Source organism: Pedobacter sp. BMA (assembly GCF_001027745.1).
Classification (GTDB): Bacteria; Bacteroidota; Bacteroidia; order Sphingobacteriales; family Sphingobacteriaceae; genus Pedobacter.
In genome coordinates, this window is sequence record NZ_LECU01000002.1 from 114,499 (window position 1) to 130,261 (window position 15,763).

General features: G+C 38.1%; 15 protein-coding genes. 8 read left to right on the forward strand and 7 right to left on the reverse strand.

Going from position 1 to position 15,763, the window contains the following annotated elements; all coding sequences use genetic code 11:
* Positions 1–5 precede the first annotated feature (5 nt).
* Complete coding sequence (locus tag AB669_RS02930) at positions 6–1,214, reverse strand: sterol desaturase family protein (protein WP_047797813.1); 1,209 nt, start codon at positions 1,212–1,214, stop codon at positions 6–8.
* Between the two features lie 164 nt (positions 1,215–1,378).
* On the opposite strand from AB669_RS02930, the gene AB669_RS02935 reads away from it, so the two are divergent.
* The 4 genes from AB669_RS02935 (at position 1,379) to pgl (ending at position 5,931) form a co-directional block, all read left to right on the forward strand.
* Positions 1,379–2,134 (forward strand): ROK family protein, encoded by a 756-nt coding sequence (locus tag AB669_RS02935; RefSeq protein WP_047797814.1) that lies wholly within the window; start codon positions 1,379–1,381, stop codon positions 2,132–2,134.
* A gap of 100 nt (positions 2,135–2,234) precedes the next feature.
* Positions 2,235–3,650, forward strand: coding sequence for an NADP-dependent phosphogluconate dehydrogenase (gene gndA, locus AB669_RS02940; protein ID WP_047797815.1), 1,416 nt, complete (start codon positions 2,235–2,237; stop codon positions 3,648–3,650).
* Positions 3,651–3,681: 31 nt separating this feature from the next.
* Positions 3,682–5,196 (forward strand): glucose-6-phosphate dehydrogenase, encoded by a 1,515-nt coding sequence (zwf, locus tag AB669_RS02945; protein WP_047797816.1) that lies wholly within the window; start codon positions 3,682–3,684, stop codon positions 5,194–5,196.
* Positions 5,197–5,205: 9 nt separating this feature from the next.
* Positions 5,206–5,931 (forward strand): 6-phosphogluconolactonase, encoded by a 726-nt coding sequence (gene pgl / locus AB669_RS02950; protein ID WP_047797817.1) that lies wholly within the window; start codon positions 5,206–5,208, stop codon positions 5,929–5,931.
* Positions 5,932–6,055: 124 nt separating this feature from the next.
* On the opposite strand, the gene AB669_RS02955 is transcribed toward pgl, so the two are convergent.
* Genes AB669_RS02955 through AB669_RS02965 form a run of 3 tightly spaced genes read right to left on the reverse strand, consistent with a single transcriptional unit; the run spans position 6,056 to position 7,796 of the window.
* Positions 6,056–6,559, reverse strand: coding sequence for a hypothetical protein (locus tag AB669_RS02955; RefSeq protein WP_047797818.1), 504 nt, complete (start codon positions 6,557–6,559; stop codon positions 6,056–6,058).
* A gap of 2 nt (positions 6,560–6,561) precedes the next feature.
* The gene (locus AB669_RS02960) at positions 6,562–7,398 is read right to left on the reverse strand and encodes a hypothetical protein (protein ID WP_047797819.1); all 837 of its coding nucleotides are present in this window, start codon (positions 7,396–7,398) and stop codon (positions 6,562–6,564) included.
* 5 nt (positions 7,399–7,403) lie between these two features.
* Complete coding sequence (locus AB669_RS02965) at positions 7,404–7,796, reverse strand: hypothetical protein (protein ID WP_047797820.1); 393 nt, start codon at positions 7,794–7,796, stop codon at positions 7,404–7,406.
* A gap of 183 nt (positions 7,797–7,979) precedes the next feature.
* Between AB669_RS02965 and AB669_RS21375 the strand changes: the two genes are divergently transcribed.
* Positions 7,980–8,783, forward strand: coding sequence for a LuxR C-terminal-related transcriptional regulator (locus AB669_RS21375; protein WP_053058225.1), 804 nt, complete (start codon positions 7,980–7,982; stop codon positions 8,781–8,783).
* Positions 8,784–9,070: 287 nt separating this feature from the next.
* On the opposite strand, the gene AB669_RS02975 is transcribed toward AB669_RS21375, so the two are convergent.
* From AB669_RS02975 to AB669_RS02985, 3 genes are all read right to left on the reverse strand, one after another.
* The gene (locus AB669_RS02975; protein ID WP_047797821.1) at positions 9,071–9,952 is read right to left on the reverse strand and encodes an exopolyphosphatase; all 882 of its coding nucleotides are present in this window, start codon (positions 9,950–9,952) and stop codon (positions 9,071–9,073) included.
* Positions 9,952–12,012: a polyphosphate kinase 1 gene (gene ppk1 / locus AB669_RS02980; protein ID WP_047798053.1), complete on the reverse strand. Its 2,061-nt coding sequence runs from the start codon at positions 12,010–12,012 to the stop codon at positions 9,952–9,954. Before ppk1 ends, AB669_RS02975 begins: the two co-directional genes overlap by 1 nt.
* A gap of 97 nt (positions 12,013–12,109) precedes the next feature.
* Positions 12,110–12,742 (reverse strand): hypothetical protein, encoded by a 633-nt coding sequence (locus tag AB669_RS02985; RefSeq protein ID WP_047797822.1) that lies wholly within the window; start codon positions 12,740–12,742, stop codon positions 12,110–12,112.
* Between the two features lie 73 nt (positions 12,743–12,815).
* Between AB669_RS02985 and AB669_RS02990 the strand changes: the two genes are divergently transcribed.
* The 3 genes from AB669_RS02990 (at position 12,816) to AB669_RS03000 (ending at position 15,718) form a co-directional block, all read left to right on the forward strand.
* A complete protein-coding gene (locus AB669_RS02990; protein ID WP_047797823.1) occupies positions 12,816–13,307 on the forward strand; it encodes a YajQ family cyclic di-GMP-binding protein in 492 nt (163 codons plus the stop codon).
* Between the two features lie 71 nt (positions 13,308–13,378).
* Positions 13,379–13,975, forward strand: a complete 597-nt coding sequence (locus AB669_RS02995) for a DUF4142 domain-containing protein (RefSeq protein WP_047797824.1) — start codon at positions 13,379–13,381, stop codon at positions 13,973–13,975.
* 147 nt (positions 13,976–14,122) lie between these two features.
* On the forward strand, positions 14,123–15,718 hold the full coding sequence (locus AB669_RS03000) for a S8 family peptidase (RefSeq protein ID WP_047797825.1): 1,596 nt from the start codon (positions 14,123–14,125) through the stop codon (positions 15,716–15,718).
* Positions 15,719–15,763 lie beyond the last annotated feature (45 nt).

Consider the following 15,763-nt stretch of genomic DNA (forward strand, 5'->3'; position numbering starts at 1 on the left):
TTTTGTTAGGTTTGAAATACGTACCGCGTATACATTTTACTGATTGAATACCAGCGTTCCAGTAACATAAGCATAGCTATAGGCAAAATTGTCAGCGAAACAGCATGATATAAATTGAATACATAGGCAGATATTAGTACGATACGGATAAATTCAAGGTAGTAAATCCATTTTCGTTGCTCCAGCAACGCACCAATATTTATCAGGGTAAGTAAGGCAAACAGAAGTGCCGCAATCCGGTCTGCCGCGCCTATCGAACCAAATGAGGCAGTTAGTAGGGTAAGCAAAGCCACCACCCCAATAAGCTGTACATTTAAATAAATCTTGAATCTGATTTTGCCAGACTTGTTTTGTTTGTTTTGAGCAAAACGACGCTCTAATATGGGCCGAATATTCTGATCCATTAAAGCAGGACTGCCGAAAACTGCATTCCATTTTTCTTTAAATCCTTTCCCTCTGCGATATGCTTCAGCAATTTCAAGGTAATAGTGAAAATGCTGCCATAAAAAACTGTAACTCTTAATTGGATGCGTCAATCCGTAACTTGGTTTTTCTTCTTCCTGTTGAAATGTCCCGAATAATTTGTCCCAAAATACAAAAACATCACCATAGTTCTTATCAAGGTACTGCTCGTTCGATGCGTGATGCACCCCGTGCAATGATGGTGTAATAAATATATTTTCTAGCCAGCCCAGCTTACCGATCAACTGAGTATGCGTAAAAAAAGAATAAGCTCCGTGTACCAGCAAAATGGTAATAATCATATTGGGATGAAACCCAATCAACGGCAGCACACACCAGAAAACGTTCCTGAAAATGGCTTGAATAGTGGTAATTCTTGCAGCAGCAGTCAGGTTGAACTCTTCACTTTGATGGTGTACGATATGTGCCGCCCATAAAAAATTGATTTCGTGCCCTAATCTGTGATACCAGTACCATACAAAATCTGTGGTCAGTAAAAGCAAAATCCACACATACCACTTATTGCTGATATCTAACAATGCATATTCGTTATATACCCAGCGATACACCTGGTAAAAACTCGCTGCTATAAAGAGATTAAGCAACCGTTCTGCAATACCAACGCTAAAATTTGCAATGGAACTTTCATATTTAAAAATCCCACTACTATTTTTATATTTGGCTATTTTGAATTCTATGTATACAAATATAAAGAAAGCAGGAATTGCAAAAGCCAGATAGTTGATAGTCATATATTGTCAGTGTTTTAAAATTTAAACGCTGTAAACTTAGAAATATTCTACTAAATATGTCGACATTATATATTATTTATTTACATATAAATTACTTCCATCACCAATTTATATTTGTTGTTTAGAATTATTTGCAGAACTTCGGCACACACAATTTAACAACCATGGCGACTAAAACACAAGCTGGGAATAACATCCTCTCCATTGATATCGGCGGTACAAGCATAAAATCGGTTCTTTTAGATGAAGGAGGCAACATGCTTAATGAATATGTAAAAACCAAAACGCCAGCCGAAGCAACACCAAAGGATATTGTAAATGGTATTGTCGAATTGGTGAAGCCTTTTCCCGATACGTATAACAGGGTTTCCATAGGATTTCCCGGTTACGTAAAGAACGGAATCGTTAAAACCGCTCCTAATCTTGCTAAAAACAAATGGGCAGATGTCGACCTCGCGCAACGCGTTGCTAATGCACTAATGAAACCTGTCAGACTAGTTAACGATGCAGACCAGCAGGGACTTGGCGTGGTTGAAGGTAAAGGTTTTGAAATTATGTTTACCGTTGGTACAGGCTTCGGGACCGCGTTATTATTTGATGGCGACCTACTTCCTCACCTGGAACTAGCCCATTTTCCCATTAATAAAGAAGAAGATTACGACGATTATATAGGCAACCGCGCATTTGAAAAACATGGTAGCGAGCGCTGGAATAAACGGCTGAAAAAAGTAATTGAAATCTATAAAACGGTGTTTAATTACGATACCCTTTATATCGGCGGTGGCAACTCGAAACAGATTGATTTTAAACTTGAAAGCAATATTAAACTGGTTACCAACCGCGATGGAATCAAAGGCGGTGCTAAGCTTTGGAAACTGGCAGATAAGTATAATATCTTCACTATAAATCCAGAAGTGTAATTTGTACACTATCAAACAGGATTTATTGCATTCATTTAACATCAATGCATAAAATATTGATTTGTAAACCCTAATTTTGACTATATAATAATAATGAAAAATGGCAAGTAACGATTTAAAAAAATATAAATTGGGAATGATCGGTTTAGGCACAATGGGCCGGAACCTTTTATTAAACATGGCTGATAAAGGCTTTTCTGTTACAGGTTACGATAAGGATCAGAAAATGATCGCTAAACTTGAAGAAGAAGGAAAAGAACATAACCTGGAAGGATTTGGTGACATTGAGAAATTTATCGATAGCTTACAAACTCCACGAACGTTAATCCTGTTAGTTCCAGCCGGACCAATTGTAGATAGCGTTATTGCTGAATTGAAACCACTTTTGAGCAAGGGTGATATCATTATCGACAGTGGGAATTCTCACTTTACAGATACCAACCGTCGTGTTGACGAGCTAGAAAAAGATGGCTTACACTTCTTTGGAATGGGTATTTCTGGTGGTGAGGAAGGTGCCCGATTTGGCCCTAGTATGATGCCCGGTGGAGATAAACAAGCTTATAATGTAGTAAAAGAAGTTTTTGATGCCGTAGCTGCCAAAGTTGGTACCGATCCTTGTGTAACATACATCGGTCCGGGCGCTTCTGGTCACTTTGTTAAAATGGTACACAATGGTATCGAATACGCCATTATGGAACTCCTTGCCGAAGCATATGGTATTCTTAAAAACGGATTAGGTTACTCAAATCAGGATATCTATAAAGTATTTAAAAAATGGAATGAAGGCCGTTTGCAATCATTCTTGCTGGAGATTACCGCAGAAATCTTTTTAGTTAAAGACACAGAAACTGAAAGTGATCTATTGGATGTCATCAAAGATGAAGCACGTTCAAAAGGAACAGGGAAATGGACTTCTGAAGTGTCTATGGAACTTCAGTTGCCGATACCTACCATTAATGAAGCGGTTTCCAATCGCGACTTATCTAAATTCAAAAAACTAAGGGTTTCTTTAGAAGAAGGATTTGGCAAAAAAGACACGAAAATCGATGTTACAGTGGCTGAGTTGGAAGATGCTTTCTATTTTTCAATGATCAGTGCATATGCGCAAGGTTTACACTTGCTAGCACAAGCGTCTAAAGAGTACCAATACGATTTGAAACTCGACGAGATCGCAAAAATATGGAGAGGCGGATGTATCATCAGAGCAACATTCCTGGCTGACATTTACAAAGCATATGGCAAAGATAATTCCTTAGAGCATTTATTTGCAGATGCCGGCATTCAGGAGATCATCAAAGGTACACTGGCGGGAACGCGTAGAACTGTTTCTGCATGCATTAATTCAGGCCTGGGTATTCCCGCGTTTGCCTCTACCCTTACCTATTTTGATACCATTTCCACAGGTAGAATGCCATCCAATTTAATACAGGCACAGAGAGATTTCTTTGGTGCACATACGTTCGAACGTATTGATAAAGACGGCGTGTTCCATGCAGACTGGAACAAACTATCATAATTCACAAAAGACTCACGAAGCTTTACATAAAATGAAAACCAAAACCGCATTAAATCCTACAATATTTGTAATATTTGGAGGTACAGGTGATTTAAATAAAAGAAAACTCGCACCTGCACTTTACAACCTGTTTATTGAAGGTTATATGCCAGATAAGTTCGCCATCATTGGTACCGGCAGAACTGAATTTACTGACGATAGTTACAAAACAGCTTTAGAAGAGGCTGTTAATCAGTTTTCCAGATCGGGAAAGGTTAAAAAAGAAAAGTGGGAAGATTTTGGAAACACCATTCACTATTGCCCTACCGATTTCGCACAACCTAAAACATTTGAAAACTTAAAGGCTGCTGTAGAAAAATACCAAAAAGAATATGGCGCTGGTACACAGGTAATATTCTATTTGGCTGTTGCACCTAATTTTTTCCCGATTATCGCCGAATGCCTGCAAAAATACAAACTTACGCAAGATGAAGATAACAGCCGTATTGTAATTGAAAAACCTTTCGGTCATGATCTTGAATCTGCTAAGGAATTAAATGCTTTATTAAGCACCATCTTCACCGAGAAACAGATTTACCGTATAGATCATTATTTGGGCAAAGAAACGGTACAAAATATGATGGCTTTCCGCTTTGCCAACGCATTGTTTGAACCCCTTTGGAACAGGTCGTACATTGATCATGTGCAAATATCTGTAACCGAACAATTGGGTGTACAGGATCGTGGAGGATACTATGAAGGTTCAGGTGCCTTGAGAGATATGATCCAGAATCACCTGCTGCAATTGCTTTGCCTTATTGGTATGGAAGCACCAATTAATTTTGATGCCGATGAAATCAGAAACCGAAAAGTAGAAGTTTTAAAAGCAATGCGTCCTTTCTCTGCCGAAGATATTCGTTTTCATACTGTCCGCGGCCAATACAGCAAAGGCTGGGTAGAAGGAAAAGAGGTTCCAGGTTACCGTCAGGAAAAAGGCGTCGATCCACATTCCAATACGGAAACTTTCGCTGCAGTTAAATTCCATATTGATAACTGGAGATGGCAAGGTATCCCGTTTTATCTAAGAACAGGTAAACGACTTAACCAAACATCATCTTTAATCACTGTTCAGTTCAGAGATGTTCCACACCAGATATTTTCATCAGGTGTTACTGAAAACTGGCAACAAAATCGTCTGGTAATCAGTATCCAGCCAGAAATGAGTATCCGTCTGCAAGTTCAGGCAAAGAGGCCAGGCCTAGATATGGTATTAAACCCAGTTGATATGGTATTTGATTATAAAGGAACTTATGAAGGTGATACCCCGGAAGCTTACGAAACTTTATTATTGGATGCCATGATGGGTGATCAGACTTTATTCATGCGTGGCGACCAGGTAGAAGCGGCATGGGAATTGGTAATGCCAATTTTAAACACTTGGGAAAGCAAAAAGTCTATTAATTTCCCTAATTACCCTGCAGATAGCTGGGGACCTGAAGAAGCAGAAGCACTCATCGCGAGAGACGGCTTCCATTGGTTCAACTTACCATTAAAAAACAAAGATTAGCAACAAATAATGAATTTATTAATATATAAAACCCTCGAGGAACTTAACCAGGATCTGGCAGATTACGTAATCAAGATTGCGGAAATGTCGATCGAAGAAAACGATCGGTTCAATTTTGTGCTCACAGGTGGTAGCTCACCGAAAGCATTATACCAATACCTGGCTACAGAATGCGAACACCGTATAGATTGGGAAAAGGTTTATTTCTTTTTCGGCGATGAACGTAACGTCCCTGCCGATCACAAAGACTATAACGGACTAATGGCTAAGAACTCGCTTCTTGATCCCCTGGGAATCAAAGAAGATCATATCTTTTATGTAAATACATCGTTGGCACCAGAAAAAGCAGCAATAGAATATAAAAAAGCAATTGATGCACATTTCAAAGGCGAAGACCCTGCATTTGATCTAATTCTTTTAGGAATGGGTGATGATGCACATACCGCTTCAATTTTCCCGCATACAACATTGGTAAAAGATGAGGAGGTTAATATTTCATCTGTATATGTAGAGAAACTGGATTCCTACCGGATAAGCTTTACTGCTCCCCTTATCAATAAAGCCGATCATGTTGCATTCCTTGTATTTGGTGAGAATAAGGCAGAAGCCATTAAACACGTTGTTGGTGACAAAGAAAAAAACTTCGACTTATACCCTTCTCAGCTAATTGATCCGATAGATGGCAAGCTTACTTTCTTTGTTGATGAGAAAGCAACTGCACTTTTGGAAGGGTAAAAAATATATCTTAGGCTACAATTGGTGTGCATATTCCATTTGTAGCCTAAGATATTTTCTTTGACATAGTTTCTGTCCGTTTTTCTCAATATCTGAATCTGAAAATAACCGGACCTTTAAAAAATTACTTGAAGTACTCTTCCAACACCTCCACCAGCTTACTCTTTTTCATCTGTACGGATACCTTGTAGGTTTTGTTCTTTTCATCATAAGTTTCAGACAACACCTCTACTTCTTTCAGATAAGTACTGATTCTACTTTGTACGAAATCAGTAGTTTCAAAATCTTTCATGGTTGTGGTGGCATTTAACTTGATATTGCTCACCTTCTCCGCCAGTTTTCGCTGCGCATCTAATAACGCACCTTTCTTTGCAAGTTGCTTGTTACGCTCGGGTTCGGGATACTTATTCAACACCATAGATTCACCTGTTTCAGTAAGTATCTCATCCTGCCATTCTTCTTTTATGGTAGAAAGATCTTGCTTGCCAAACGCCATTTTGGACGTTATCGTCCTGTTACCGCCATTATTCTCAACACGTTGCTGGTTCACGTAAGCCTTTGGGGTACATGCTAAAGCAGCCATGCATAATAATGCTGCTACAAACTTTAATGTTTTATTATTTTTCATTGTTATAATTTTAAGATGGCCTTTATGAGCACACATTGGAAATGATCATTCGATTGTTTATTGAATCCCGTTAAGTGCTCAAATTGAAGTATATTCCCATTGATCGATTCTTTAATCACCTCCGTAACGTTACCCATATCAACCATCGTTGTCTCACTCTGTATTTTTCTGCCAAAGACATTTGAAGAGGCTTTTATTAAAGCATTTGCAATGGCTTCATTTTTAGCTTTTGAAACATTATCATTTAATATGGCCGCTTTCCCAAAAGCAATTACTTCAAAAATTCTTGCTCCGCCGGTTTTCAAAATTTCTTTAAACTCATTAGATAGCTGTTTTGCCAAACTCATATTTAAATCAGACTCTGCCTTGTTCATCAGGCTAATATTCTTATTGTTCATCAGCCTTTTTAATGAAAAATCACTAATCAGGATATCATCGGAGATTTTAACTTCTTTCGTTTCGGTGAGAAAGTCTCCCTTACCTACCGTTACGTTCAAAATTCCCTTTACAATTACGTTTCCCGATGTACTCTCTGTGTAGTTTAAATAACTCACATCAACGTTTAGCTGAACCGGAATAATATTCTTCAGTGTGTCATTAATGTCGTCAATCACATTAAGCGATTCTTTTTCAAAGGCATTTGTAATATTTGATAATAGTGCTGGTAAAGGCAACTTGTTAAGTTGATAATCTCTTTTGTCAACCACAGATAATTTTACATAACTGGAAAGCTTGATTGTTTTTTCATAAGCTTTCCAGTCCTGTTCAATCTTTAATGCACTTTGAGCTACAACGTTAAACTTTATACATACCAAAAGAAGCATTAAAAATAAACGCATATTAATTAGCGTTTAATGATCGTTCCGGTAATGTACAACGTAGATGGTTTAGCTAGTAAACCTAATATCCCATTGGTTGATGGTGTATAATTAAGCTTCATATTAATCAGCCCATCCCCTCCGGATTCTTTTATCTTCGTAGTTACTCTTTGTCTCAATACCTCTTCCGCATCTACACTCTTGATATTTAATAGTCCAATAAGCGGCAAACCAATTTTATATCCACTCTCAGCATAAACGAATTCTCCGATTGGGGTATATGGCTTTTGAATATTTCCATCACCAGATGTAATGAACACATCTTTAGCTGGTGGAAATGTTACGAGTTGCTGATAAGGTGCACAACTTGTCAGAAAAATGCTTATAGCACAAATCATGAGTAATGTTTTAATTTTCATTTTGTTTGGTTTAATTTTATGCCTACTCTTTGTTTCAGTTTTCAGCCTCCCTGCTACTAATTATGAGGCCAAAATTATCTTCTGTAGAAAATCATACAATAGCTATTTATAGCTATAAGTTTTAAGCTAATTAGTTAATGCACTTTTGTATCTTTGGGCTAACAAACTAAATTATAGTAGATTATGAAGGTAAAACGGTCTAAAGACCTTACTTTTAAAAATCATCTCCAAAAAATTTATTATACCAAAGAACTAATCGAAGAAAATGAAATAACCAATATTTTAAACCAATTTAACGGCCTCAACCTCGCATTAAATCATTCCGCACCCTTATTGTTTGCCATTGATTATACTAGGTCAGATTATATGATCATTACGCAAAATGCTCAGTTAATCACTGGATATGATCCAAGGTCATTTCTTGAAAGCGGTATTCCAATGCTTTTGGATATCTACCAGAAAGACGATTTCAAAATTTATAATGAACAGGTTTTTACGCGCAATGCGGCATTTTTGGTCTCGCAGCCGCAATCAGATCATCATAAATTTATTTTTTCCTATAACTTTAGGATACGACACATGAATGGTACCTATATCCCACTTTACCAGCGGGGTTGTTATATCACATCGAAAGAAACCGGCCTGCCCTTGTATAGCCTCGGAATGGTAATCGATATTACCATGTTCAAACGCGATACAATGATGTATCATTCCATTGAAAAAGTAGAAAATGAGAATGGGTTCCCGATTAAAACCCTTTTAGAGGAAAATCATTATTTCCCTTTAAATGAAGATAAGATATTGTCACCGCAGGAACTAAGAGTATTAGAATGTATGGCAGAAGGTTATAGTAGTAAGCAGATTGCCTGGAAAATGAAAATTGCTGAGAACACAGTTGCTAACCACCGCAAAAGTATGCTAAAGAAAACCAATACCAAGAATGTAGCAGAACTGATTGCCTTTGCCTGCGGTAGTCACTTATTGTAGTTAGCCATACTGATGCACGGTCGTCAACTGTAATGGATGATCGTATGTTTTAGTATTTGAAAATATTATCAGTAGCTTTTAATGAATTTCAACTAAATTTTGACTATTTTCATTGTTAAAATTTGGCACATCGCTTTAAGTCAAATGCAGCTGTTAGCTAGTCCACCCCAAGTCCACCCCAAGTTTACCTCTTCACTACCTTCAATCTACACCAACCCCGACCTAGCCTTGCACTAGCCCCGGGTAATTAAAGGCAACACTTAGCCAGGGCTATTCATCAGGTATGTTTAATCTAGCTTTTCCTCAATCAGCAACTTAATAATACCGTCAGCCATACCAACCTTAGGCACGTATATCTGTTTAATCCCTGTCCACTTCATCAAAGTTAAGTAGATTTCGCTCGCAGGAATAATTACATCCGCGCGGTCAGTGTTTAAACCCAATACATTAATTCTTTCTTTAAGTGAATAACTGGTCAGCTTATTATATAGTGCGTTTAGTTTTTGTAAAGACATTGGCGCACCTTCCTTTTCCTCACTCATGCGGAACAATTTATTGATGTTTCCCCCCGTACCAATGGCTGCCAAATGTTTGTGGTGTTTAGTATGGTCCTTAACCCATTCTCTCATTTCGTCCCAGGTTTCTTCCTTATCCTGGTTGTCCAGCATCCTGATTGTTCCGATATTAAATGATCGCGAAGCCTCTGGAACACCTTTTACAAACACAGAAAGTTCAGTGCTTCCTCCGCCCACATCTATGTACAGATAGGTCTTGTTTTCATCCAGGTCGGCTTCGATATGGTTGGCATAAATGATATTTGCTTCGCGCTGTCCCTCTATAATCTCCAGCTTTAGGTTAGCTTGTTCTTGAATTTGTTTAACAATCTCCACGCCGTTCCTGGCCTCACGCATCGCTGAAGTTGCGCATGCCAGATACTCTGAAACATGATAAACATCCATTAAGTGCTTAAACGCCTGCATGGTTTTGATCAGGTCACCAGCCTTTTTCTCAGAAATATGCTGATCTAAAAATGCGTCGTCTCCCAATCTTAAGGGTACGCGAATCAGCGTGTTCTTTTTGTATTTATATTCTCCATCTTGTTTGCTGATATCGGCAATGAGTAATCTCACCGCGTTTGAACCGACATCAACAGCTGCATATCTTAACATTAGGACTGGTGCTTGGTTTTTAAATAATTGTAAATATCTACCTGGGCTCTTATTTTTTTACTTTGCCTGTTCTTATGGTACTTATTGCTATTTGTAGCATTGATTTGCCGCGACTTGGTATTATCCTGAAGTTGCAGGTCTATCATATCCTGTATTTCTTGCTTTACCTCAGCATCAAGAACGGGAAAACCCACTTCCACCCGGTGTTCAAAGTTTCTGCTCATCAAATCAGCTGACGACAAATACATGTCATTTTTCCCGTTGTTACTGAAAATGTAAACGCGGGCATGTTCTAAAAACTTATCAATAATGCTGATTGCAGTAATGTTTTCGCTAAAACCTTTAATTCCGGGAACCAGACAACAAATGCCTCTTATAATCAACTGAATTTTTACCCCCGCGTTGCTGGCGTCATAAAGTTTACTGATAATTCCCTCATCAGCAAGACTATTTACTTTTAACATGATATAGGCAAGTTTTCCCGCTTTCGCATTTCTAATTTCCCGGTTTATGAAGTTGATAATTTTAGAACGGCTTTCCAAAGGAGATACAATCAGGTGCTTAAAGCCTTTCGTAACAGTCCGTTTAGAAAGTGCATCGAACAGTTTTACCAGATCATTGGTAATTTCTTTCTTAGCGGTAAAAATACTGTGATCACAATATAAACCGGCAGTCTTTTCATTGAAGTTGCCCGTAGCCAGGTTGGCATAATACACTGGTCTGTCTTTCTCAATCCGTTTTACCAGACAGATTTTAGAATGCACCTTGTAATCTGTTAGTCCATAGTTTACCTTAACGCCCTCCTCCATCAATCTGCTCGTCCAAAAAATATTGGCTTGCTCATCAAACCGGGCCTTTAGCTCAACAAGTACCGATACAGATTTCCCATTCTTTGCCGCATTAATCAAAGCATTGATTACTTTAGAGTTTTCAGCAAGGCGATATAACGTAATCTGAATCTCTGTCACCTTAGGGTCTATCGCTGCTTCACGAAGAAATAATATGATGTAGTCGTAAGACTGATATGGCAAGTTGACCAGGTAGTCTTTCTTTGCAATTTTTGCAAACACGCTTTCGGTCCGGTGTAAACCATGTACCTTCAATGGAACATTTGGCATGTATTCAAGTTCCTTCTTACCAACGTTAGGAAAGGCAATGAAGTCCCCGAATTTGTGATATCTGTTTCCAGGGATTAAGCTTTCTGCTTCGAGTTTTAGTTTATTTACCAGTACAGTAAGCATATTTAAAGGCATTGCCGAATCGTACAGTAAACGCATTGGTTTACCCTTTTTGCGTTTTTCAAGACTGCTCTTTAAATCTTCGATAAACTTATCATTAATATTCTTATCGATATCCAGTTCAGCATCACGCGTAAGCTGAATCGAATAGGCTTCCAGACTATCATAGGTAAACACATAAAAGATATCGTCCAGGCAATAACGGATAATGTCCTCGGCAAGAATAATAAATTTTAGATCGTTTGTTTCGGGCAATACCAGAAACCTGGGTAGATTTGGTGGAATTTCTATAAGTGCATATTTCTCTCTAACCCTACTCTCATTTTTCGATAGCTTCACAAAAAAATATAGATATCTGTCCTTTAATTCCGGAAATGGCTTGTCCATATCCAGCATAATGGGTACGAGATTGGACAAAATTTTATCCCGGAAATGATTCTTTACAAACTCCCCCCTGCTTACATTAAGTTGTGTATCGTTTAAAATGAAGATTCTGTTCTGGGCCAGTTCATTAATTAACGTAGCCTGAAATAATTGATCGAATTTACGTTCCTGCTTTACGACAATGTTCTTTATCTCGTTAAGGATTTTTTTCGGGTTGAAACCCAGAAGGGCTTTCGCTTTATCATTGAGGTTGGTTAGCCGGGTAATCGTTGCTACACGCACCCTGTAAAACTCTTCTAAATTGGAGGAGAAAATTGATAAAAACTTTATTCGCTCGATAAGCGGCACAGTTTCATCTGCCGCCTCCTGCAACACTCTGTCGTTAAAATATAACCAGCTTATCTCCCGGTTAAAAAAAGGGATTTTCTCTTTGCTCATGTAAAAAATAAAAAATCCCTGCTTAGCAGGGATGCTCAAAACTGCACATTAATTTGTTAAATAAATGTTAATTCATTCGCCCATTAACGTTAACAAATTACTTTTTTACCCTGCTTTTCGCAACTTCTTTAACAGCAGTTTTTGGTTCCCTGATTGTTTCTTCATCGTTTTCCGTAATTTCAACAGCTTTTGTAGATGCCTTCTTTTTAGCAGGTGTTGAATTCTTTGTTGCCTGTGCCACTTCAGTCCCCTTCTTAATCAATGGTGTTGATGTGGAGTCAGTAGCCTCAGCAGCTTTGTCTTTTACTGCTAATGCTGTTTTTGTAATAGCTTCCACTACTTTTTCTTCCGAGGCAATAGCTGCAACCTTGACACTCTGTATAACAGGTTTCGCTTTTGAAACCGCTTTTTTAACTACCTTTTCGGCTGTCTTTTCTGCTTTGCTCGTTTTACTTTTTAATTCCTGCTTTGCAGTTTCTGCTTTCTCCTTTGAAGAATGAAGCAAGTCATCGATTTTGTTTCCAACGTCTGATTTGATGATAGTAAACTTTTTGGTCAGTTTTTTTGCAACACGTTTACTGGCTTCTGCAACTTCTGTAGTTATTTCTGAAGCATCATGTCCTAAACTCTTTACCACATCCAGAAACTGTGCGGTTAAAGACTGCTCTAGTTGTTTTTTGACATCTTTTTTTGTTACTTTTTTTTGAGACTTCGCTTTAGTGGTTTTCATATTATTTTTCGTTTTTTTGTGTGATAGGTTTAGAAGTACTAAATCTACTTATTTTAATTTTAAAGCTAAAACCATGCCTTCCTTCGATATTGTGAGTAAAGTTGATGCGCAAACGCTAGACAATGCGATTAACAATGCAAAAAAAGAAATCTTGAACCGATTTGATTTTAACGGATCGAAAAGTACAATCGATTTGGATAAGAAAACAAATGTTGTAACCATTGTTACTGAAGATGATATGCGGCTAAAGGCTATCGAGGGTTCCATTATTTCCAGAATGATGAAACAAAATTTAGACCCTAAAAGTTTGGATTTTGGGAAAGAGAATATTGCATCCGGTAACATGATCCGAAAAGAGATTTCCATAAAAGAAGGTCTTGATAAAGAAGCCTCTAAAAAGGTAGTAGCAAAAATTAAAGCAAGCGGTTTGAAAGTTCAACCTTCAATTATGGATGATCAGGTTCGTGTAACTGCAAAAAAAATTGATGATCTGCAAGCGGTCATTAACCTTTGCAGGTCTGAAGATTTTGGTCAGCCTTTGCAATTTATTAATATGCGAAACTAGTATCCCAAAGCTTTCAAAAACCTTTTTGTGTCTCTCTTGTTCTGAATATACAATCAAAATTTAGAGAAAACATGAAAAAGATATTGTTAATTTCTACAATAGCAATAGGAGCTTTGTCATTTCAAGCATGTCAAACTGCTGATAAAAAGTCGTCAACATTAAAAGACAGTGTAGGAGGAGATACCACGATGGTTAACGGTAACCATGTTACTGGTTCAGAAAGTACTCAGTCAGGCCTGGACGAAAGCGGATCCACGTTCCTAAGGAAAGCAGCCGTGGGTGGCATCATGGAGGTTGAGGCTTCCAAAATCGCTATAAAAAATGCTTCTAATCAGGAGGTGAAGAACTTTGCAGCTAAAATGCTGGAAGACCATTCAAAAGCCAATGCCGAACTTAAAGAATTGGCTAGGAATAAAAAGGTGATTACTCCAGAAGCATTGCCTGCTGATGACCAGATTCATATTGATGCAATGAAAAAACTGACAGGTGCTGAATTTGATAAGCACTACATCGGTATGATGGTAACTGATCATGATAAAACAGTTGCCTTGTTTAAAGAAGGTTCAGCAAACAGAGATGCAGATTTGAAACAATGGGCAACCAAAACGCTGTCCGTTATAGAAGAACATGATGAGATAGCTAAGAAAATAGCGCTGAGTCTAAAATAATTTTATCACCAGTAACAGTATATAAATCCCGGATGGTATATCCGGGATTTTTTTTTGCCATGTTCCACGGGCATTATTTTTTAATACATTTTGGGCAAAGAAAAAAATTAACATTAACTTTCGACGTTTAATACAAAAAGACACTAAATGAATAAAAGTAAATTATTTAATGTACTGCTTACAGGTACATTTGTGATAGCATTGCCGCTTTTTGCCAGTGCACAAAAAGCCAACTGGCAAAACCTTGATCTTAAATCTGACACTACCTTCGGTATCAGCACAGAGAAAGCTTACAAAGAGCTATTGAAAGGAAAAAAATCAACCAAAGTTATTGTTGCAGTTAATGATGGTGGTGTTGAATCAACACATGAAGACCTGAAACGCATCATGTGGGTAAACGCAAAAGAGATTGCTGGTAATGGAAAAGACGATGATAAAAACGGTTATACTGATGATATCAATGGTTGGAATTTCATTGGTGGCGCCAAAGGGTCCATTAATTTCGAAACATTGGAACTTACCCGTTTGGTTCGCCGCGGCCAAACCCGTTTTGCAAATACTACTGATGCAACCGTAGCAGAAAAAGATAAAAAAGATTGGGAAACTTTTAAGGTCGAAAGAGCAGATTTAGAAAAACAACTTGCAGAATCTAGAGAAGGTTTAGCAGGTATAACGGGGTTTAAGAATGCCCTGGATGCTGTGGTAAAGAAAATCGGAAAAGAAAATCCCACTGCCGATGACTTTAAGAACTTTAAGCCAGCTTCTGATGTCGAAGGCCGCATTCAAGGAGTAATGGCTCAACAATTACAGAAAGGAAGTTTCAAAGATTTCTATGAAGATCAAATTAAAGAAGGACTGGATTATTACACCCGTCAGGCAGAATACAATTTAAACCTTGATTATGATCCTCGTGCTATAGTTGGTGATAATCCTAACGATGCTACTGAGAAGTTTTATGGTAATAATGACGTTGCTGGTCCGGATGCCATGCATGGTACACACGTTGCCGGAATCATTGCCGCAGATAGAACAAATAAAATAGGTATTTCAGGTGTCGCTGATAATGTAGTTATTATGGGGGTACGTTGTACGCCTAACGGTGATGAGCGTGATAAGGATGTTGCAAATGGTATACGGTACGCGGTCGACAATGGTGCTAAAGTCATCAACATGAGCTTTGGTAAAGCTTATTCGTGGGATAAGGCGGTAGTGAATGAGGCAATGAAATATGCAGCATTAAAAGACGTTTTGATTGTTCAGGCGGCTGGAAATGAGAATAAGGATATCGATTTAGAAAACAACTTCCCTAACCATAAAGATCTTGACGAAAAAACAATTGCTTCATGGATCACTGTTGGCGCTTCTGGACCAAAAGATGATGAGACTTTGAAAGCAAGCTTCTCTAATTTTGGTAAAACTCAGGTCGACGTTTTCGCTCCGGGTGTACAGATTTATTCTACAGTTCCAGGTTCGAAATATAAAAACCTGGATGGTACAAGTATGGCATCACCGGTAGTTGCAGGATTAGCCGGATTAATCCGTTCATACTATCCTAAACTGAGTGCGGCTCAGGTAAAGGAAATTATCGTGAAGTCTGTTACAAAAGTAAATCACAACGTGTCATATAAGAAAGGTGAAGAAGGTGCCGAACAAGACGTATCTGTTCCATTTTCAGATTTATGTATCAGCGGTGGTGTTGTAAATGCATACAATGCACTAAAGCTTGCTGCAACATACAAATAGGAGAAAAACTTATATATGCAAAAGGCGAATCATTATTGATTCGCC